The sequence below is a fragment of the Providencia huaxiensis genome (genome assembly GCF_002843235.3).
GTDB lineage: Bacteria > Pseudomonadota > Gammaproteobacteria > Enterobacterales > Enterobacteriaceae > Providencia > Providencia huaxiensis.
The window spans coordinates 1,565,119-1,583,232 of record NZ_CP031123.2; the positions used below are offsets into that span (position 1 = coordinate 1,565,119).

26 protein-coding genes are annotated in these 18,114 nt (G+C 32.3%); 4 read left to right on the plus strand and 22 right to left on the minus strand.

Translation table 11 applies throughout. The annotated features are described in order from the left end of the window. Positions 1-451: 451 nt before the first annotated feature. The 11 genes from CYG50_RS08845 to CYG50_RS08890 form a co-directional block, all read right to left on the minus strand. A complete protein-coding gene (locus CYG50_RS08845) occupies positions 452-730 on the minus strand; it encodes a VF530 family protein (protein ID WP_102138573.1) in 279 nt (92 codons plus the stop codon). A gap of 206 nt (positions 731-936) precedes the next feature. After that, positions 937-1,317 carry a hypothetical protein gene (locus CYG50_RS08850; RefSeq protein WP_102138574.1) on the minus strand — a complete coding sequence of 127 codons (381 nt, stop codon included), beginning with the start codon at positions 1,315-1,317 and terminating at the stop codon, positions 937-939. A 322-nt stretch (positions 1,318-1,639) separates the two neighbouring features. Continuing rightward, positions 1,640-2,944 (minus strand): secretin GspD/PilQ domain-containing protein, encoded by a 1,305-nt coding sequence (locus tag CYG50_RS08855; RefSeq protein WP_102138575.1) that lies wholly within the window; start codon positions 2,942-2,944, stop codon positions 1,640-1,642. Further along, complete coding sequence (locus tag CYG50_RS08860) at positions 2,925-3,971, minus strand: zonular occludens toxin domain-containing protein (RefSeq protein ID WP_102138576.1); 1,047 nt, start codon at positions 3,969-3,971, stop codon at positions 2,925-2,927. Before CYG50_RS08860 ends, CYG50_RS08855 begins: the two co-directional genes overlap by 20 nt. Then, positions 3,971-4,312 carry a DUF5455 family protein gene (locus CYG50_RS08865; RefSeq protein WP_102138577.1) on the minus strand — a complete coding sequence of 114 codons (342 nt, stop codon included), beginning with the start codon at positions 4,310-4,312 and terminating at the stop codon, positions 3,971-3,973. Before CYG50_RS08865 ends, CYG50_RS08860 begins: the two co-directional genes overlap by 1 nt. 2 nt (positions 4,313-4,314) lie before the next feature. Then, a complete protein-coding gene (locus tag CYG50_RS08870) occupies positions 4,315-5,538 on the minus strand; it encodes a phage attachment proteinphage attachment protein, G3P family (RefSeq protein WP_227528756.1) in 1,224 nt (407 codons plus the stop codon). 70 nt (positions 5,539-5,608) lie between these two features. Then, on the minus strand, positions 5,609-5,839 hold the full coding sequence (locus CYG50_RS08875) for a major coat protein (protein ID WP_102138578.1): 231 nt from the start codon (positions 5,837-5,839) through the stop codon (positions 5,609-5,611). Positions 5,840-5,930: 91 nt separating this feature from the next. Further along, the gene (locus CYG50_RS23035; protein WP_311136309.1) at positions 5,931-6,038 is read right to left on the minus strand and encodes a tail virion protein G7P-2; all 108 of its coding nucleotides are present in this window, start codon (positions 6,036-6,038) and stop codon (positions 5,931-5,933) included. Between the two features lie 32 nt (positions 6,039-6,070). Further along, entirely contained in the window at positions 6,071-6,343 is a 273-nt protein-coding gene (locus CYG50_RS08880) for a single-stranded DNA-binding protein (protein ID WP_102138579.1), read from the minus strand. Positions 6,344-6,360: 17 nt separating this feature from the next. Beyond that, positions 6,361-7,488, minus strand: a complete 1,128-nt coding sequence (locus tag CYG50_RS08885) for a replication initiation factor domain-containing protein (protein ID WP_102138580.1) — start codon at positions 7,486-7,488, stop codon at positions 6,361-6,363. Then, on the minus strand, positions 7,481-7,675 hold the full coding sequence (locus tag CYG50_RS08890; RefSeq protein ID WP_102138581.1) for a hypothetical protein: 195 nt from the start codon (positions 7,673-7,675) through the stop codon (positions 7,481-7,483). Before CYG50_RS08890 ends, CYG50_RS08885 begins: the two co-directional genes overlap by 8 nt. A 197-nt stretch (positions 7,676-7,872) precedes the next feature. Here CYG50_RS08890 and CYG50_RS08895 point away from each other — a divergent pair, with 197 nt between their 5' ends. Next, positions 7,873-8,322: a helix-turn-helix domain-containing protein gene (locus tag CYG50_RS08895; protein ID WP_102138582.1), complete on the plus strand. Its 450-nt coding sequence runs from the start codon at positions 7,873-7,875 to the stop codon at positions 8,320-8,322. Between the two features lie 119 nt (positions 8,323-8,441). Beyond that, positions 8,442-9,236, plus strand: coding sequence for a DUF2971 domain-containing protein (locus CYG50_RS08900; RefSeq protein ID WP_102138583.1), 795 nt, complete (start codon positions 8,442-8,444; stop codon positions 9,234-9,236). A gap of 68 nt (positions 9,237-9,304) precedes the next feature. Here CYG50_RS08900 and CYG50_RS08905 read toward each other — a convergent pair whose 3' ends face one another. The 11 genes from CYG50_RS08905 to CYG50_RS08950 all read right to left on the minus strand — a co-directional run bounded on the left by CYG50_RS08905 (position 9,305) and on the right by CYG50_RS08950 (position 16,540). Then, on the minus strand, positions 9,305-9,544 hold the full coding sequence (locus CYG50_RS08905) for a YodC family protein (protein WP_102138584.1): 240 nt from the start codon (positions 9,542-9,544) through the stop codon (positions 9,305-9,307). A gap of 257 nt (positions 9,545-9,801) precedes the next feature. Beyond that, positions 9,802-10,182 carry a hypothetical protein gene (locus tag CYG50_RS08910; RefSeq protein WP_102138574.1) on the minus strand — a complete coding sequence of 127 codons (381 nt, stop codon included), beginning with the start codon at positions 10,180-10,182 and terminating at the stop codon, positions 9,802-9,804. A gap of 322 nt (positions 10,183-10,504) precedes the next feature. After that, positions 10,505-11,809: a secretin GspD/PilQ domain-containing protein gene (locus CYG50_RS08915; RefSeq protein WP_102138575.1), complete on the minus strand. Its 1,305-nt coding sequence runs from the start codon at positions 11,807-11,809 to the stop codon at positions 10,505-10,507. After that, the gene (locus CYG50_RS08920; protein ID WP_102138576.1) at positions 11,790-12,836 is read right to left on the minus strand and encodes a zonular occludens toxin domain-containing protein; all 1,047 of its coding nucleotides are present in this window, start codon (positions 12,834-12,836) and stop codon (positions 11,790-11,792) included. The genes CYG50_RS08915 and CYG50_RS08920 overlap by 20 nt, the downstream gene beginning before the upstream one ends. Continuing rightward, positions 12,836-13,177 carry a DUF5455 family protein gene (locus CYG50_RS08925; RefSeq protein ID WP_102138577.1) on the minus strand — a complete coding sequence of 114 codons (342 nt, stop codon included), beginning with the start codon at positions 13,175-13,177 and terminating at the stop codon, positions 12,836-12,838. The genes CYG50_RS08920 and CYG50_RS08925 overlap by 1 nt, the downstream gene beginning before the upstream one ends. Before the next feature lie 2 nt (positions 13,178-13,179). Further along, positions 13,180-14,403, minus strand: coding sequence for a phage attachment proteinphage attachment protein, G3P family (locus CYG50_RS08930; RefSeq protein WP_227528756.1), 1,224 nt, complete (start codon positions 14,401-14,403; stop codon positions 13,180-13,182). 70 nt (positions 14,404-14,473) lie between these two features. After that, a complete protein-coding gene (locus CYG50_RS08935; protein WP_102138578.1) occupies positions 14,474-14,704 on the minus strand; it encodes a major coat protein in 231 nt (76 codons plus the stop codon). 91 nt (positions 14,705-14,795) lie between these two features. Continuing rightward, a complete protein-coding gene (locus CYG50_RS23040) occupies positions 14,796-14,903 on the minus strand; it encodes a tail virion protein G7P-2 (protein ID WP_311136309.1) in 108 nt (35 codons plus the stop codon). Between the two features lie 32 nt (positions 14,904-14,935). Continuing rightward, complete coding sequence (locus CYG50_RS08940; protein ID WP_102138579.1) at positions 14,936-15,208, minus strand: single-stranded DNA-binding protein; 273 nt, start codon at positions 15,206-15,208, stop codon at positions 14,936-14,938. 17 nt (positions 15,209-15,225) lie between these two features. Continuing rightward, the gene (locus CYG50_RS08945) at positions 15,226-16,353 is read right to left on the minus strand and encodes a replication initiation factor domain-containing protein (RefSeq protein ID WP_102138580.1); all 1,128 of its coding nucleotides are present in this window, start codon (positions 16,351-16,353) and stop codon (positions 15,226-15,228) included. After that, a complete protein-coding gene (locus tag CYG50_RS08950; RefSeq protein WP_102138581.1) occupies positions 16,346-16,540 on the minus strand; it encodes a hypothetical protein in 195 nt (64 codons plus the stop codon). The genes CYG50_RS08945 and CYG50_RS08950 overlap by 8 nt, the downstream gene beginning before the upstream one ends. Before the next feature lie 197 nt (positions 16,541-16,737). Here CYG50_RS08950 and CYG50_RS08955 point away from each other — a divergent pair, with 197 nt between their 5' ends. Both CYG50_RS08955 and CYG50_RS08960 read left to right on the plus strand, forming a co-directional pair. Beyond that, a complete protein-coding gene (locus tag CYG50_RS08955; RefSeq protein ID WP_102138582.1) occupies positions 16,738-17,187 on the plus strand; it encodes a helix-turn-helix domain-containing protein in 450 nt (149 codons plus the stop codon). A 119-nt stretch (positions 17,188-17,306) separates the two neighbouring features. Next, the gene (locus tag CYG50_RS08960; protein WP_102138583.1) at positions 17,307-18,101 is read left to right on the plus strand and encodes a DUF2971 domain-containing protein; all 795 of its coding nucleotides are present in this window, start codon (positions 17,307-17,309) and stop codon (positions 18,099-18,101) included. Positions 18,102-18,114 lie beyond the last annotated feature (13 nt).

Below are 18,114 nucleotides of genomic sequence, written 5' to 3' on the forward strand. Positions count from 1 at the left end.
GTTTTAAAATTTAAATTTTTTAATAGTGGAAAGTACTTACTTTCATTTTGTTACAGTTTTAATATGAAATTTATATTTATTACTGCAATTTTGAGTAATGCAATTGCTGGAAATGAAATCGATAAAGGTAATTGTGTTGAGTAGTAGTAATGATTAATACGCGAAGAATAGGTATTAAGTGTAGGTGATTTTTTTGAAGGGAATTAATTCATATTTCCGGTACAGCTTTCATTCCTAAATATAAGACATTTCTTAATGATAGAGAAATCGAAGCCTATGGTTATAACTTAATTTTCAATTAATTTGAAATTGTAATAAGTATTATTACCTAATTGCATGTGAGCATCATCATAAATAACCAAAAAAATTTATTAGTGAAGATCACCTTGATGAGGCGAGGTCACTAATATCCCGTTTGGAGTGAGACTCGTTGGTATAATTATCTTTGCTTTTAACGTCGCGAATTACACCATGGGTCATTAGAATATGCTCCCGTATTATCAATCGAGTTGTTTTCTATCATATCCAAATAGAGTAACTCAACTTCAGTTCTTGCCCATGGTGTGCGACGAAGAAACTTTAAGCTAGATTTAATACTTGGATCTTTGTTAAAACAGTTTATTTTTATAATGCGTCCAAGTTGGCTCCAACCGTATCTATCAACCAATGCATTAACTTGCATTTCTAGTGTAACCCCATGTAAAGGGTCTTTTGATTTATATTCACTCATTACGGCACATCCGAAGCATAGGCAGGTTATTATTAAGCGCATATAAATAAGCTGAATACCAATCTAAGTCAATAGGGTGTTAGCAATGACTGAACGAGCAAGGTCTATTTTTGCTCTGATTTCTATTTAACATAATATGCATTATGCGAACCTATGTATGGAATAAAGAAATCCAGCGTTCTGGCTGGTTAATCATGTTGGTTCGTTTAGCCTTTAATTGCTGTTCTTATCTCTTGATTTATTTCATCCAAAAGTGTCGCTAGTTTAAAATATTCAGAAATATTGCTGATTTTAGACAAAAGCAGATTGTTAGTTTCTTCAGTAAGTGAAGTTAAACGCTTTTGTTGATCTTCTTCAAGCATTAAAAATAATAACAACGAAGCTGTAAAAATAGTTCTATTACTAATCCCATTCTTAAACGCAAATGACTGCAAATTTTGTACGAAATACTCTGGTAATTGAAATTTAATTTCCTGTTCTTCACTTGAAAAATCAGTATGTTCAATTGATAAATTTGAAAAGCGTTTATCTTGTAGAACCCCTTCAAGGAATCTATACAAGTATTTGATATCAGTTTGTTTATTCATTGTTAATCCTCATTTTCCAACGCATGTCATCTTGTTGCTATTGGTCTATGTTGTCTTCGACCATTAGGCTATTTCGCTGTTAAACGTTATGTTAAAACATGGCTTAACAGGAGGCGCAAGCGCAGTTTCTTGCTTCTCGACAAGTCCCCCCTTGTATCGGCGGATTGATGAACGGTTATCTTTAAAACTATCGAATGCCGCCTTACATGCCTAACGGCATAATACAGGTTAGCTTAACAATCATTGAGTTAGATAGTGATGATTTTTAAAAGGATTAAGCTCATCATCGCAGGCTGCGCCTACGCTAACGAGCTTAACCTTTTTATATGTTTCGTAAAATACGTGCTCGAATTAAAATGTACATAACCGCTTTATCATCTGCTTCTGATGTGGAATCGAACATCCAACCTATTAATGGGATGTTGGAAGCTATTGGTGTAGATGAGTCAGACTTAATGGAGTTATGCTGAATAAGCCCACCAATCAATAAAGTGTCACCGTCTTTTAATTGTACTGTGGTATCAATAGAACGTTGATTGAAAACAATGTCAGATGCTGTAGAAATGTTGGAAACACTATCTGCCTTAGATTTCACGGTTAGCATCACTTTATTATCATTAATTACTACAGGAACCACTTCTAATGAAACGCCAACATCACGTCGCTCAATAGTTTGAAATGGATTTTTGATATCGATTCCTTCACCAACAATTTTTCCCGTAACAATGGGGACATTTTGCCCTGATGAAATGAAACCTCTTTTTCCAGACATTGTCAAAACCCGAGGAACAGAGAGTAATTTACTCTTTTTATCGGTTTCAACCGCTGTTAAGGCAAGACTTAAAACATTGCCAGAAAAAATACCAAACGATCCACCACTGCTTGATAGAACATCACCAAGTGAACTGGTATTAATCCCTCCAACAACAGTTGCACCCTCTTTTTTACCTGCTCCAAACGAAAAATCAAAACTACTACCTTCTGTAGTTTCAAACATAATACTTTCAATTAACACCTGTGAGCGTTGAACATCAATTGATGGAATAAAATCAGCTAGTTCTGTTTGGTTATCTAGTGACGTTGTCACAATAATACTATTGCTACCTTCATCAACAATAGCATGCCCACCTGAGTAATTTGATGATTTTAAAAAGATATCAACAACGGGGAAAATATCTTTAGCGAGTACATTACTTATCCTATAAGTTACCGTTTTTTGGTCAAAAAAACGTCCTCTCTCAGGTGTTGGGTAATCAGGCAAATATTGCAAACTAGAACCATCTGCCTCATCCCAATATTGGTTTTCATCCTCAATGTTATTATTTTCAAAATCAATTGTATGAATGCCCTTTTTGCTTTTAGTTATAACAATCGGATTCCCTGGGCTAACCTCATAACCACGTGATGCCAGAACTGATACAAAAAAAGAATGGATCTCGTTTACAGCAACATCCGAATTATAAATTGTTACCGTTTCTGTAAAGTCATTTGGCGTCAAAACACCCTTACCTGTTTTATTCGAATACCATGAAACAAATTCATTAATTGGTACATTATTCATTTCAATTCTTTCAGCGTAAGTAATTATCGAAAAAAAACACAGAAAACTAGCAATTAATAATTTCATTTTCATTACCTTTATATATCCTAATCTTACATGAATTAATTATTTCTAATTTATATCCTTTTAATACCAGTTCTTTAGAATCAAACTCATGACCATTTTTATCTTCGAATTTAATGAAATAGTCATTACCAATTGACCTTGAATACTTTATCTTTAAATTTGCAAGATGATATTGAGTGTTCTCTGAAGGTGTAAAATCAGGTTTATAATGTAAGTATAAATAGCTTACCCCAAGACCCAATAATACACCTAGCATTACAAGCCTAAATTTAGAGAAACGCTTTAAATATATTTTTGTTAGTCGCATAATTTCTTTTAAAGACCGTTTTTTGTTTTTTACACCATGAGTAAAATAAGGAGGAAGTAGAGAAAAAGTACCTTTTTCATAATCAGAGGAAAATATTTGATTAGTATCATATGCAGAATACAAGTCAGTTCCTCTATAAATCCAACGGTCAACTATAGGGGCATTTAATGAATCACCATATTTAACTATTCCTAAGTGAATTTTTGGAGGGCTAATCTTTATCCCTAATATTAAATTAATAAAAAAACCAATAAATGGAATAGGTAACCTGTCAAAACGACGACAATAAACAATATGTTCTGCTAGTGCATCCCTAGCCTGTTTATCGACTAAAGATATACTTTGCACTAAAAAAAGAATATCCCATCCTAATTTTCTAGCATGTAAGAACCAATCTAAAACAGGTTGGCGTGTTTTATCATTCCATGTACGTGTATTTAGCCATGTTCCACATTCATCTAATACTATTAATCCATTCTTAGACTCATCTTTTTCTTTATTGCCTAATCCTATTAATTTGAAATCTTCTAATAAGGGTTTATCAGGTAAACGATATACCCGTGTTTTTTTTGCATTTCGTCCTACACTTGGCATATAATGAAGATTCAAGTTTAAATTAGTTGCAACAGGTAATCCTTTCACTAATTTTTCTTGTATCTTAGATATTGCAATTAATGATTTTCCTGAGCCTAAAGCCCCTGTTATAAAATAAACTGCCATCATAGAATCCTATTTGCATATTCAAGAAATCTATCTTTTAAATCAAAACAAAAAACTGTTATTTTAGTCGCCATAACAACAGAAACACAGTTTGTAAAACTGTCTGGTAATATTGACTCTGCTAAAATAAAATACTCATTAGGGAGAGGGTTGTATAAAATAGATGATAAATAACCAAGCAAAACACCGATAGTAATAGCTAATAAGCTAACTAAAGAAAATGAAATAATTCCTGTTTTAGTAACTAATTTAGTAATAAAGGATGATATAAAACCTATAAATATAGGCAATAATCCAATTAAATATCGTAATAAAGCAGGAATACCCAATAATAATGGCATTATTAAGGCTCCTTACGTAATAAATTACTTGCTGAGGAAAAAACATACCAAAATGTTAAAATATACATAACCCAAGATAAAATTGATTTTATTTCGATTAACTTATCGCATGATAGAATCATTCTATAGTTTTCAAATTCATAAAAAATAAAATCTTTACATCCACTACCATTAGGTAATTGAGGGAAAAATGCATTAGGATTTATAAATCCCTCCCAAACCGCTCCGCTATCATCACTGTTAAGCCCAAACTGTACTGATGCTAACCGTGAAGCCGAGTCAAAAACAGAATCACCCTCGCCATAGTATCCATCAGGATTTGCTATACGTCCTGCACCTCGTATTAAATTATCAATAGAATCAGATAGTTCACTAGTAGATTGTTGTAGTTTCTTATTAGCATTAGATTCATCTATAGCTGAATCATAATGTTCAGTTAATTCATTTCTTATTGATTTAGATAAATTGGGAGTAGCATTTTTTATACCAAACTCCACTGACTCGGTAATATCTTCTTTAGAAAGTGAATTATTAGAATTATTACCTCCTCCACTATTCCCACTATTACCTCCACTAGAGCCATCATCTCCACCATTTTCGCCTTCTCCATTGTCATCATCTTCTGATGGTATAGAAGGCTTATAAGATTCGTCAGAAATGTTTCCTGTAGGCACCCAATCAGCCGAACACTCATTATCACCAATACAAACAATTACACCAGTTGCCTCATATTCACAGCCATCATAATAAATAATACGTTCACCATTAATAAGATATATATTTTTAAAGCTACCTGTAATATTGGGTTTAATCTCACATTCATTAACCAATGGTATATCAGAATCAATTGTGGTTCTTTGCATATCTCCAACAATAAATGCAGTTAACGTCCAAACATTCAATTTTTCAGCAGGTTCACCATCGTAAGTACAATTATCGTCAAAATATATGCGAAATTCTGATTTTGGATACTGCATCTCAAATATAGAGATCATGTCTTTAAATACATTGTTGGCACTTTTTTTAGCCCCTTCACAAGCAGATAATCGCATTTCATTATCAATGTAATATATATAACCTGAAGATCCATCAGGTTTCTTTATTAGCTTAGACTCAGAAACAACAGAGTCACGATAAGTAGATTTGGAAATACTTATCCATTCATTTGAATTGGCTGAAAATGAAATAAGCATGAATAAATAAAACAATAAAAATTTTATTTTCACAAATGAAAAACCTTAATCCATTATTCATTGTAAGATGCGTGTATATAATTCTACACGCATCTATTTCTAGTTAAGATGCCCGATTAAAAAACTTCTTAACTAATTTATAGCAAATCATAGTAACTGTTACAGAAATTAATAGATCCCATCCTTGCCCCGTAAGAAGAGTTACCTGTTCCTTCAGAGTATTAAAAGCTCCAGAAACAGGATCTACAGCATCCGCTGCTAATGCTAATGACGATGAAGTAATAGCAGATACAAAAATAGATGATTTTAATAAAAAGGATTTACTTTTAATCATGTTGATACCTCTGATAAACGTTTAAAATATAAGAATGATGCTGATACACACCATCCCAATCCAAAGGCAGCCATAAAATAAGAAATAATTATCATCGCTGTCCTCCAAAAATTGCACCTATGCCAAAACACATAACAAGACCTAGACTTATGAATGAAATATAAAACATTTCAAATTGTTCTAAACTAATGGAATCCATTGAAACCCCATGTTATTAATTAAAATGAAAAGCTATTTTTTATCTAATGGTATTAATTTTGCTTTTTTTATTTTCAAAGAGCCAAAATCACCAACTGAATACGATGAATTATCTAAGGTATAAAACCCAAAGGGATATGGCGCTTCTTCCTTGTCTAATTGGATAATGAATCTTTCAGGATAAACACCACCATTATAAATATAGGCATTTTGTTCTCTGAAAGTTAATACCTCACCTGTTTGTTTGGAAATAACTTGCTTACTATTTACTTTTCCATCAACTTCATTAATTTCAATTTTCAACATAAATAAACACCTTATATTTAAAAAGGACACTGGTTTGTTTTTAATTTTTCATTTAATAATGTTTGATATATAGGAGGTATATCAAATCGTAAATTCATATCACTAATATGCTCTTCACGTATTATCATGGATAGAACTGTATTAATATCCCCATTAAAAAAATGAAATACTTTAGCAATATTGGCAGAAGCTTGTTTTCTCAACCATTTAACTTTAGCCTCTATTGAATCAATCGCTTTTCTACCAAATAATTTAGGAATTGATTGTGGTTTACTGGGATTTATTTGAGCGGAATAAGCACAAAGCCCTGTATAAATACCTGCAATATTAAGAAGCACATCAATAGATATTTCTTTTAATTCAACTTCTGAGCGATACCAGACACCAGAAATTTTTTGTTCTAATGCTTTATTATAAATACGCCAATAAACTCGTGATTGCCTAGAACCTACGTTTACTATTTCTTTAGTCGGGCACCCATTAGAATCAATAGCTTGAGAGGTTTCTAATTTCGGTTTTGGACCTTTACCACCATAAAATGCATCATCGTTGTACGCTTGTAATGCAGCGGTACAAGTATAAATACCATCATAATCATCAGTGGCTAAATCTAATCTTTTTAATCTAATAATATCCAAATGGATTAACCACTTATGGATTTTTTGCGGTGTTGTTCCACTAAAAACATGAGCACAACCTTTACCTGAAATCTGAACATAAAAAGTGTCTTTATTACCGCCCCAATAAACAACGCCAAAATGCTCAACACCGCCTTCATCACTATATAGTAACGCTGAATCTTGATAAGCAAATCCACCCTTTCCTCTTGGTGCTCCCATGACTAAACCAAATACAGATGAAAGCCATGATTTTAAGCGAGAGAAATAGCATGAAATCAAATCTGTTTCATAACGATTACGCTGTTCATCGGTCATATTAGAATGAATAATCTCAGGTATGTCCTGATAGTCGTCATGAGTAAAAGTGATATCACGATGCTGATATTGTTTATATGAAGGTAAAAATTGAAATTTTCGCCATTCAAAACCTTTTTCTTGAAAGGTATGAACATCTTTCATAACAGAAATAGGAGCAGAAAACGCAAAAAAATCAATAAGTACAGATCTTTCCTGCTTATCAGACATTATGACTCTCCTGATACCCAGTAAAATCCCCTGATTCCGCTGTTGTTGGCGCTAAAATAAAGTTATCACTAAAGTAGCAAGAACATTCTTTAATCAATTCATCAAAGGAACGATAAAAATCCCAGTCAATACCAACTTTGGCATTAACTCCGTATCCTTCAATAAAATCAAAATAAATAATGTTCATATCACACCAAGATTAGTATAAAGAATGACGCAAGTGCCACATTGGGCACTTTATGATGACATAATGATAAATATATTTAGCTGGATATGTCAATAGTAATGACACCATAAAGTGACACTTATGGCACCCATGGTAAGTGAGTGATAATTTAGATGTACAATGAGTGACAGAATTGCCAATTTAGAATGGGACGTGCTATGGATAATAAAGATGATGAAATGTTACTACTAACATGTTCTGAGAGGATCAAATCGAGCATATTGAGCAATTTCACTTATGACGACATTGAGAATGAGACAGGGATAAGTGCCAGAACATTAAAACGCTTAGCCGCTGGCGAAAGAGATCCTAAAATTAATGAAATAAGAGAAATAGCTAGAGCTACTGGGAAAAACCCAATTTGGCTCGCTTTTGGAGATCTAAATACAACCCTTGGTGAACATGCTTATTTTTTTAGTAGTGATAAAGTCGGTGTAAATTTTCCTGAGCATACAACTTTAGATGTTGCAGATAGAAAAATGCGAGTCTTAACTGCAGTTACAGACCTACCCGATGAAGATGTTGCATTTATTGAAAGGTTTATAGACTTACTGAACCTAGATAGAACAATATCAAAAGTAAAGAATAAGCGTTATCAACAAGATTAAGTAACTAGTTGGCTGAAAGCCTGAAGTTATCCTGAGACTACCCCCGTAGTACAGCACGGGGGTTTTCAAATTTTGCTGAATCCAAGTGTATTACTAATAAATTCTTCGAGTAATAATCAATGATACTATATAAATACTTATCTGTTGATAGAGCCTTTAAAGTACTAAAAGATAAAACAATTGCATTTACAACAATGGATTCATTCAATGACCCTTTTGAATTTGCTAATTTAACGGCTTTTCCAGATAAACAATATAATAATGAAAACATACTTGATATATTTAATGATTATAGCAAAAAATTCATTTTAAATAGAGAGTCGAGCATTTTGTGCTTGACAAGACAACAACTAAATCCATTAATGTGGGCTCATTACGCAGATAATCATAAAGGCATTGTTATTGGTTTAAATATATTAGAAACTAATTTCACGAGCGAAACTGAAAATATTATACCTGCTCAATATGGTAGTGTGATTTATACTGTAACAAAACCTAACTATAGATATATAACACCTATTTTCAAAGAAAATAAAATAGGATTAGATACTGATTACAAAAGCAAAAACCTTGAATTACTCCAAAGAAGATATTTATATAAATCAATGCATTGGAGTTATGAGGAAGAGGTTAGAGTAGTAAAAGCAACTTCTGGTGAAGATTTAATAAATACAGAAAAAAAGCATGTTAATTTATATAAACTAAAAGAAAAAAGCATATTTTCCATACATATAGGAATGAGATGCAATCAAGATGATCTAGCAAGAATAAAGCCTTATATTAATAAAGGTATTGAAATATACAAGTGTCAAATAGAAGAAAGTACGTGGGATATGAAAGCAAAAAAGGTGGAAATAGAACATGTATTCAAAGATAAGAATAAAACTAAAAATTTAAAATTCAAACCGATTTAATCAAGTTACTCATATACTATCTATTAACGTTTAAATGCAAACAAAATAGATAGTATATAATTAATATATTAAATATTATTCACACCAAAACCAGATAGATCATCAACATCATTGGGATTACTATTTTTAATTATAGCCTTATCTAACATATGTTCAGCAAAAACATCATTATGTAGATTATTTTTTTCAAACCAACAACAGTGGACATGAAAGAAATCATTTCCAGCATATTTAACTGATTTTTCAACAGTCATACTCGGACCGCCAGATTTAAGAACAACAACATCGCCATTAGCAAATTTACTCATATACACACCTCTAATTACGTTTAGGTTCTTCTAATAAATAAGGTCAATTTTAGTAAAAACAAGGTTAAAATATAATTTATTTGATTCGCACAATGCACTCTATGTGTAAAGACGAACCTTCCCGATTGCGGTAAACCCCAAAACCATTCTACCGCAATCGCTCAGAACCCTTTTGTAACATAGCGTAATACATTATGCGAACCTATGTATGGAATAAAGAAATCCAGCGTTCTGGCTGGTTAATCATGTTGGTTCGTTTAGCCTTTAATTGCTGTTCTTATCTCTTGATTTATTTCATCCAAAAGTGTCGCTAGTTTAAAATATTCAGAAATATTGCTGATTTTAGACAAAAGCAGATTGTTAGTTTCTTCAGTAAGTGAAGTTAAACGCTTTTGTTGATCTTCTTCAAGCATTAAAAATAATAACAACGAAGCTGTAAAAATAGTTCTATTACTAATCCCATTCTTAAACGCAAATGACTGCAAATTTTGTACGAAATACTCTGGTAATTGAAATTTAATTTCCTGTTCTTCACTTGAAAAATCAGTATGTTCAATTGATAAATTTGAAAAGCGTTTATCTTGTAGAACCCCTTCAAGGAATCTATACAAGTATTTGATATCAGTTTGTTTATTCATTGTTAATCCTCATTTTCCAACGCATGTCATCTTGTTGCTATTGGTCTATGTTGTCTTCGACCATTAGGCTATTTCGCTGTTAAACGTTATGTTAAAACATGGCTTAACAGGAGGCGCAAGCGCAGTTTCTTGCTTCTCGACAAGTCCCCCCTTGTATCGGCGGATTGATGAACGGTTATCTTTAAAACTATCGAATGCCGCCTTACATGCCTAACGGCATAATACAGGTTAGCTTAACAATCATTGAGTTAGATAGTGATGATTTTTAAAAGGATTAAGCTCATCATCGCAGGCTGCGCCTACGCTAACGAGCTTAACCTTTTTATATGTTTCGTAAAATACGTGCTCGAATTAAAATGTACATAACCGCTTTATCATCTGCTTCTGATGTGGAATCGAACATCCAACCTATTAATGGGATGTTGGAAGCTATTGGTGTAGATGAGTCAGACTTAATGGAGTTATGCTGAATAAGCCCACCAATCAATAAAGTGTCACCGTCTTTTAATTGTACTGTGGTATCAATAGAACGTTGATTGAAAACAATGTCAGATGCTGTAGAAATGTTGGAAACACTATCTGCCTTAGATTTCACGGTTAGCATCACTTTATTATCATTAATTACTACAGGAACCACTTCTAATGAAACGCCAACATCACGTCGCTCAATAGTTTGAAATGGATTTTTGATATCGATTCCTTCACCAACAATTTTTCCCGTAACAATGGGGACATTTTGCCCTGATGAAATGAAACCTCTTTTTCCAGACATTGTCAAAACCCGAGGAACAGAGAGTAATTTACTCTTTTTATCGGTTTCAACCGCTGTTAAGGCAAGACTTAAAACATTGCCAGAAAAAATACCAAACGATCCACCACTGCTTGATAGAACATCACCAAGTGAACTGGTATTAATCCCTCCAACAACAGTTGCACCCTCTTTTTTACCTGCTCCAAACGAAAAATCAAAACTACTACCTTCTGTAGTTTCAAACATAATACTTTCAATTAACACCTGTGAGCGTTGAACATCAATTGATGGAATAAAATCAGCTAGTTCTGTTTGGTTATCTAGTGACGTTGTCACAATAATACTATTGCTACCTTCATCAACAATAGCATGCCCACCTGAGTAATTTGATGATTTTAAAAAGATATCAACAACGGGGAAAATATCTTTAGCGAGTACATTACTTATCCTATAAGTTACCGTTTTTTGGTCAAAAAAACGTCCTCTCTCAGGTGTTGGGTAATCAGGCAAATATTGCAAACTAGAACCATCTGCCTCATCCCAATATTGGTTTTCATCCTCAATGTTATTATTTTCAAAATCAATTGTATGAATGCCCTTTTTGCTTTTAGTTATAACAATCGGATTCCCTGGGCTAACCTCATAACCACGTGATGCCAGAACTGATACAAAAAAAGAATGGATCTCGTTTACAGCAACATCCGAATTATAAATTGTTACCGTTTCTGTAAAGTCATTTGGCGTCAAAACACCCTTACCTGTTTTATTCGAATACCATGAAACAAATTCATTAATTGGTACATTATTCATTTCAATTCTTTCAGCGTAAGTAATTATCGAAAAAAAACACAGAAAACTAGCAATTAATAATTTCATTTTCATTACCTTTATATATCCTAATCTTACATGAATTAATTATTTCTAATTTATATCCTTTTAATACCAGTTCTTTAGAATCAAACTCATGACCATTTTTATCTTCGAATTTAATGAAATAGTCATTACCAATTGACCTTGAATACTTTATCTTTAAATTTGCAAGATGATATTGAGTGTTCTCTGAAGGTGTAAAATCAGGTTTATAATGTAAGTATAAATAGCTTACCCCAAGACCCAATAATACACCTAGCATTACAAGCCTAAATTTAGAGAAACGCTTTAAATATATTTTTGTTAGTCGCATAATTTCTTTTAAAGACCGTTTTTTGTTTTTTACACCATGAGTAAAATAAGGAGGAAGTAGAGAAAAAGTACCTTTTTCATAATCAGAGGAAAATATTTGATTAGTATCATATGCAGAATACAAGTCAGTTCCTCTATAAATCCAACGGTCAACTATAGGGGCATTTAATGAATCACCATATTTAACTATTCCTAAGTGAATTTTTGGAGGGCTAATCTTTATCCCTAATATTAAATTAATAAAAAAACCAATAAATGGAATAGGTAACCTGTCAAAACGACGACAATAAACAATATGTTCTGCTAGTGCATCCCTAGCCTGTTTATCGACTAAAGATATACTTTGCACTAAAAAAAGAATATCCCATCCTAATTTTCTAGCATGTAAGAACCAATCTAAAACAGGTTGGCGTGTTTTATCATTCCATGTACGTGTATTTAGCCATGTTCCACATTCATCTAATACTATTAATCCATTCTTAGACTCATCTTTTTCTTTATTGCCTAATCCTATTAATTTGAAATCTTCTAATAAGGGTTTATCAGGTAAACGATATACCCGTGTTTTTTTTGCATTTCGTCCTACACTTGGCATATAATGAAGATTCAAGTTTAAATTAGTTGCAACAGGTAATCCTTTCACTAATTTTTCTTGTATCTTAGATATTGCAATTAATGATTTTCCTGAGCCTAAAGCCCCTGTTATAAAATAAACTGCCATCATAGAATCCTATTTGCATATTCAAGAAATCTATCTTTTAAATCAAAACAAAAAACTGTTATTTTAGTCGCCATAACAACAGAAACACAGTTTGTAAAACTGTCTGGTAATATTGACTCTGCTAAAATAAAATACTCATTAGGGAGAGGGTTGTATAAAATAGATGATAAATAACCAAGCAAAACACCGATAGTAATAGCTAATAAGCTAACTAAAGAAAATGAAATAATTCCTGTTTTAGTAACTAATTTAGTAATAAAGGATGATATAAAACCTATAAATATAGGCAATAATCCAATTAAATATCGTAATAAAGCAGGAATACCCAATAATAATGGCATTATTAAGGCTCCTTACGTAATAAATTACTTGCTGAGGAAAAAACATACCAAAATGTTAAAATATACATAACCCAAGATAAAATTGATTTTATTTCGATTAACTTATCGCATGATAGAATCATTCTATAGTTTTCAAATTCATAAAAAATAAAATCTTTACATCCACTACCATTAGGTAATTGAGGGAAAAATGCATTAGGATTTATAAATCCCTCCCAAACCGCTCCGCTATCATCACTGTTAAGCCCAAACTGTACTGATGCTAACCGTGAAGCCGAGTCAAAAACAGAATCACCCTCGCCATAGTATCCATCAGGATTTGCTATACGTCCTGCACCTCGTATTAAATTATCAATAGAATCAGATAGTTCACTAGTAGATTGTTGTAGTTTCTTATTAGCATTAGATTCATCTATAGCTGAATCATAATGTTCAGTTAATTCATTTCTTATTGATTTAGATAAATTGGGAGTAGCATTTTTTATACCAAACTCCACTGACTCGGTAATATCTTCTTTAGAAAGTGAATTATTAGAATTATTACCTCCTCCACTATTCCCACTATTACCTCCACTAGAGCCATCATCTCCACCATTTTCGCCTTCTCCATTGTCATCATCTTCTGATGGTATAGAAGGCTTATAAGATTCGTCAGAAATGTTTCCTGTAGGCACCCAATCAGCCGAACACTCATTATCACCAATACAAACAATTACACCAGTTGCCTCATATTCACAGCCATCATAATAAATAATACGTTCACCATTAATAAGATATATATTTTTAAAGCTACCTGTAATATTGGGTTTAATCTCACATTCATTAACCAATGGTATATCAGAATCAATTGTGGTTCTTTGCATATCTCCAACAATAAATGCAGTTAACGTCCAAACATTCAATTTTTCAGCAGGTTCACCATCGTAAGTACAATTATCGTCAAAATATATGCGAAATTCTGATTTTGGATACTGCATCTCAAATATAGAGATCATGTCTTTAAATACATTGTTGGCACTTTTTTTAGCCCCTTCACAAGCAGATAATCGCATTTCATTATCAATGTAATATATATAACCTGAAGATCCATCAGGTTTCTTTATTAGCTTAGACTCAGAAACAACAGAGTCACGATAAGTAGATTTGGAAATACTTATCCATTCATTTGAATTGGCTGAAAATGAAATAAGCATGAATAAATAAAACAATAAAAATTTTATTTTCACAAATGAAAAACCTTAATCCATTATTCATTGTAAGATGCGTGTATATAATTCTACACGCATCTATTTCTAGTTAAGATGCCCGATTAAAAAACTTCTTAACTAATTTATAGCAAATCATAGTAACTGTTACAGAAATTAATAGATCCCATCCTTGCCCCGTAAGAAGAGTTACCTGTTCCTTCAGAGTATTAAAAGCTCCAGAAACAGGATCTACAGCATCCGCTGCTAATGCTAATGACGATGAAGTAATAGCAGATACAAAAATAGATGATTTTAATAAAAAGGATTTACTTTTAATCATGTTGATACCTCTGATAAACGTTTAAAATATAAGAATGATGCTGATACACACCATCCCAATCCAAAGGCAGCCATAAAATAAGAAATAATTATCATCGCTGTCCTCCAAAAATTGCACCTATGCCAAAACACATAACAAGACCTAGACTTATGAATGAAATATAAAACATTTCAAATTGTTCTAAACTAATGGAATCCATTGAAACCCCATGTTATTAATTAAAATGAAAAGCTATTTTTTATCTAATGGTATTAATTTTGCTTTTTTTATTTTCAAAGAGCCAAAATCACCAACTGAATACGATGAATTATCTAAGGTATAAAACCCAAAGGGATATGGCGCTTCTTCCTTGTCTAATTGGATAATGAATCTTTCAGGATAAACACCACCATTATAAATATAGGCATTTTGTTCTCTGAAAGTTAATACCTCACCTGTTTGTTTGGAAATAACTTGCTTACTATTTACTTTTCCATCAACTTCATTAATTTCAATTTTCAACATAAATAAACACCTTATATTTAAAAAGGACACTGGTTTGTTTTTAATTTTTCATTTAATAATGTTTGATATATAGGAGGTATATCAAATCGTAAATTCATATCACTAATATGCTCTTCACGTATTATCATGGATAGAACTGTATTAATATCCCCATTAAAAAAATGAAATACTTTAGCAATATTGGCAGAAGCTTGTTTTCTCAACCATTTAACTTTAGCCTCTATTGAATCAATCGCTTTTCTACCAAATAATTTAGGAATTGATTGTGGTTTACTGGGATTTATTTGAGCGGAATAAGCACAAAGCCCTGTATAAATACCTGCAATATTAAGAAGCACATCAATAGATATTTCTTTTAATTCAACTTCTGAGCGATACCAGACACCAGAAATTTTTTGTTCTAATGCTTTATTATAAATACGCCAATAAACTCGTGATTGCCTAGAACCTACGTTTACTATTTCTTTAGTCGGGCACCCATTAGAATCAATAGCTTGAGAGGTTTCTAATTTCGGTTTTGGACCTTTACCACCATAAAATGCATCATCGTTGTACGCTTGTAATGCAGCGGTACAAGTATAAATACCATCATAATCATCAGTGGCTAAATCTAATCTTTTTAATCTAATAATATCCAAATGGATTAACCACTTATGGATTTTTTGCGGTGTTGTTCCACTAAAAACATGAGCACAACCTTTACCTGAAATCTGAACATAAAAAGTGTCTTTATTACCGCCCCAATAAACAACGCCAAAATGCTCAACACCGCCTTCATCACTATATAGTAACGCTGAATCTTGATAAGCAAATCCACCCTTTCCTCTTGGTGCTCCCATGACTAAACCAAATACAGATGAAAGCCATGATTTTAAGCGAGAGAAATAGCATGAAATCAAATCTGTTTCATAACGATTACGCTGTTCATCGGTCATATTAGAATGAATAATCTCAGGTATGTCCTGATAGTCGTCATGAGTAAAAGTGATATCACGATGCTGATATTGTTTATATGAAGGTAAAAATTGAAATTTTCGCCATTCAAAACCTTTTTCTTGAAAGGTATGAACATCTTTCATAACAGAAATAGGAGCAGAAAACGCAAAAAAATCAATAAGTACAGATCTTTCCTGCTTATCAGACATTATGACTCTCCTGATACCCAGTAAAATCCCCTGATTCCGCTGTTGTTGGCGCTAAAATAAAGTTATCACTAAAGTAGCAAGAACATTCTTTAATCAATTCATCAAAGGAACGATAAAAATCCCAGTCAATACCAACTTTGGCATTAACTCCGTATCCTTCAATAAAATCAAAATAAATAATGTTCATATCACACCAAGATTAGTATAAAGAATGACGCAAGTGCCACATTGGGCACTTTATGATGACATAATGATAAATATATTTAGCTGGATATGTCAATAGTAATGACACCATAAAGTGACACTTATGGCACCCATGGTAAGTGAGTGATAATTTAGATGTACAATGAGTGACAGAATTGCCAATTTAGAATGGGACGTGCTATGGATAATAAAGATGATGAAATGTTACTACTAACATGTTCTGAGAGGATCAAATCGAGCATATTGAGCAATTTCACTTATGACGACATTGAGAATGAGACAGGGATAAGTGCCAGAACATTAAAACGCTTAGCCGCTGGCGAAAGAGATCCTAAAATTAATGAAATAAGAGAAATAGCTAGAGCTACTGGGAAAAACCCAATTTGGCTCGCTTTTGGAGATCTAAATACAACCCTTGGTGAACATGCTTATTTTTTTAGTAGTGATAAAGTCGGTGTAAATTTTCCTGAGCATACAACTTTAGATGTTGCAGATAGAAAAATGCGAGTCTTAACTGCAGTTACAGACCTACCCGATGAAGATGTTGCATTTATTGAAAGGTTTATAGACTTACTGAACCTAGATAGAACAATATCAAAAGTAAAGAATAAGCGTTATCAACAAGATTAAGTAACTAGTTGGCTGAAAGCCTGAAGTTATCCTGAGACTACCCCCGTAGTACAGCACGGGGGTTTTCAAATTTTGCTGAATCCAAGTGTATTACTAATAAATTCTTCGAGTAATAATCAATGATACTATATAAATACTTATCTGTTGATAGAGCCTTTAAAGTACTAAAAGATAAAACAATTGCATTTACAACAATGGATTCATTCAATGACCCTTTTGAATTTGCTAATTTAACGGCTTTTCCAGATAAACAATATAATAATGAAAACATACTTGATATATTTAATGATTATAGCAAAAAATTCATTTTAAATAGAGAGTCGAGCATTTTGTGCTTGACAAGACAACAACTAAATCCATTAATGTGGGCTCATTACGCAGATAATCATAAAGGCATTGTTATTGGTTTAAATATATTAGAAACTAATTTCACGAGCGAAACTGAAAATATTATACCTGCTCAATATGGTAGTGTGATTTATACTGTAACAAAACCTAACTATAGATATATAACACCTATTTTCAAAGAAAATAAAATAGGATTAGATACTGATTACAAAAGCAAAAACCTTGAATTACTCCAAAGAAGATATTTATATAAATCAATGCATTGGAGTTATGAGGAAGAGGTTAGAGTAGTAAAAGCAACTTCTGGTGAAGATTTAATAAATACAGAAAAAAAGCATGTTAATTTATATAAACTAAAAGAAAAAAGCATATTTTCCATACATATAGGAATGAGATGCAATCAAGATGATCTAGCAAGAATAAAGCCTTATATTAATAAAGGTATTGAAATATACAAGTGTCAAATAGAAGAAAGTACGTGGGATATGAAAGCAAAAAAGGTGGAAATAGAACATGTATTCAAAGATAAGAATAAAACTAAAAATTTAAAATTCAAACCGATTTAATCAAGTTACTCAT

Coding starts and splice junctions, on each gene's coding strand:
- CYG50_RS08925 (WP_102138577.1), bottom strand. CDS start 13,177: ATGCCATTATTATTGGGTATTCCTGCTTTATTACGATATTTAATTGGA.
- CYG50_RS08955 (WP_102138582.1), top strand. CDS start 16,738: ATGGATAATAAAGATGATGAAATGTTACTACTAACATGTTCTGAGAGG.
- CYG50_RS08860 (WP_102138576.1), bottom strand. CDS start 3,971: ATGGCAGTTTATTTTATAACAGGGGCTTTAGGCTCAGGAAAATCATTA.
- CYG50_RS08880 (WP_102138579.1), bottom strand. CDS start 6,343: ATGTTGAAAATTGAAATTAATGAAGTTGATGGAAAAGTAAATAGTAAG.
- CYG50_RS08910 (WP_102138574.1), bottom strand. CDS start 10,182: ATGAATAAACAAACTGATATCAAATACTTGTATAGATTCCTTGAAGGG.
- CYG50_RS23040 (WP_311136309.1), bottom strand. CDS start 14,903: ATGGATTCCATTAGTTTAGAACAATTTGAAATGTTTTATATTTCATTC.
- CYG50_RS08900 (WP_102138583.1), top strand. CDS start 8,442: ATGATACTATATAAATACTTATCTGTTGATAGAGCCTTTAAAGTACTA.
- CYG50_RS08950 (WP_102138581.1), bottom strand. CDS start 16,540: ATGAACATTATTTATTTTGATTTTATTGAAGGATACGGAGTTAATGCC.
- CYG50_RS08920 (WP_102138576.1), bottom strand. CDS start 12,836: ATGGCAGTTTATTTTATAACAGGGGCTTTAGGCTCAGGAAAATCATTA.
- CYG50_RS08850 (WP_102138574.1), bottom strand. CDS start 1,317: ATGAATAAACAAACTGATATCAAATACTTGTATAGATTCCTTGAAGGG.
- CYG50_RS08895 (WP_102138582.1), top strand. CDS start 7,873: ATGGATAATAAAGATGATGAAATGTTACTACTAACATGTTCTGAGAGG.
- CYG50_RS08935 (WP_102138578.1), bottom strand. CDS start 14,704: ATGATTAAAAGTAAATCCTTTTTATTAAAATCATCTATTTTTGTATCT.
- CYG50_RS08915 (WP_102138575.1), bottom strand. CDS start 11,809: ATGAAATTATTAATTGCTAGTTTTCTGTGTTTTTTTTCGATAATTACT.
- CYG50_RS08855 (WP_102138575.1), bottom strand. CDS start 2,944: ATGAAATTATTAATTGCTAGTTTTCTGTGTTTTTTTTCGATAATTACT.
- CYG50_RS08960 (WP_102138583.1), top strand. CDS start 17,307: ATGATACTATATAAATACTTATCTGTTGATAGAGCCTTTAAAGTACTA.
- CYG50_RS08875 (WP_102138578.1), bottom strand. CDS start 5,839: ATGATTAAAAGTAAATCCTTTTTATTAAAATCATCTATTTTTGTATCT.
- CYG50_RS23035 (WP_311136309.1), bottom strand. CDS start 6,038: ATGGATTCCATTAGTTTAGAACAATTTGAAATGTTTTATATTTCATTC.
- CYG50_RS08940 (WP_102138579.1), bottom strand. CDS start 15,208: ATGTTGAAAATTGAAATTAATGAAGTTGATGGAAAAGTAAATAGTAAG.
- CYG50_RS08945 (WP_102138580.1), bottom strand. CDS start 16,353: ATGTCTGATAAGCAGGAAAGATCTGTACTTATTGATTTTTTTGCGTTT.
- CYG50_RS08890 (WP_102138581.1), bottom strand. CDS start 7,675: ATGAACATTATTTATTTTGATTTTATTGAAGGATACGGAGTTAATGCC.
- CYG50_RS08905 (WP_102138584.1), bottom strand. CDS start 9,544: ATGAGTAAATTTGCTAATGGCGATGTTGTTGTTCTTAAATCTGGCGGT.
- CYG50_RS08885 (WP_102138580.1), bottom strand. CDS start 7,488: ATGTCTGATAAGCAGGAAAGATCTGTACTTATTGATTTTTTTGCGTTT.
- CYG50_RS08865 (WP_102138577.1), bottom strand. CDS start 4,312: ATGCCATTATTATTGGGTATTCCTGCTTTATTACGATATTTAATTGGA.
- CYG50_RS08845 (WP_102138573.1), bottom strand. CDS start 730: ATGAGTGAATATAAATCAAAAGACCCTTTACATGGGGTTACACTAGAA.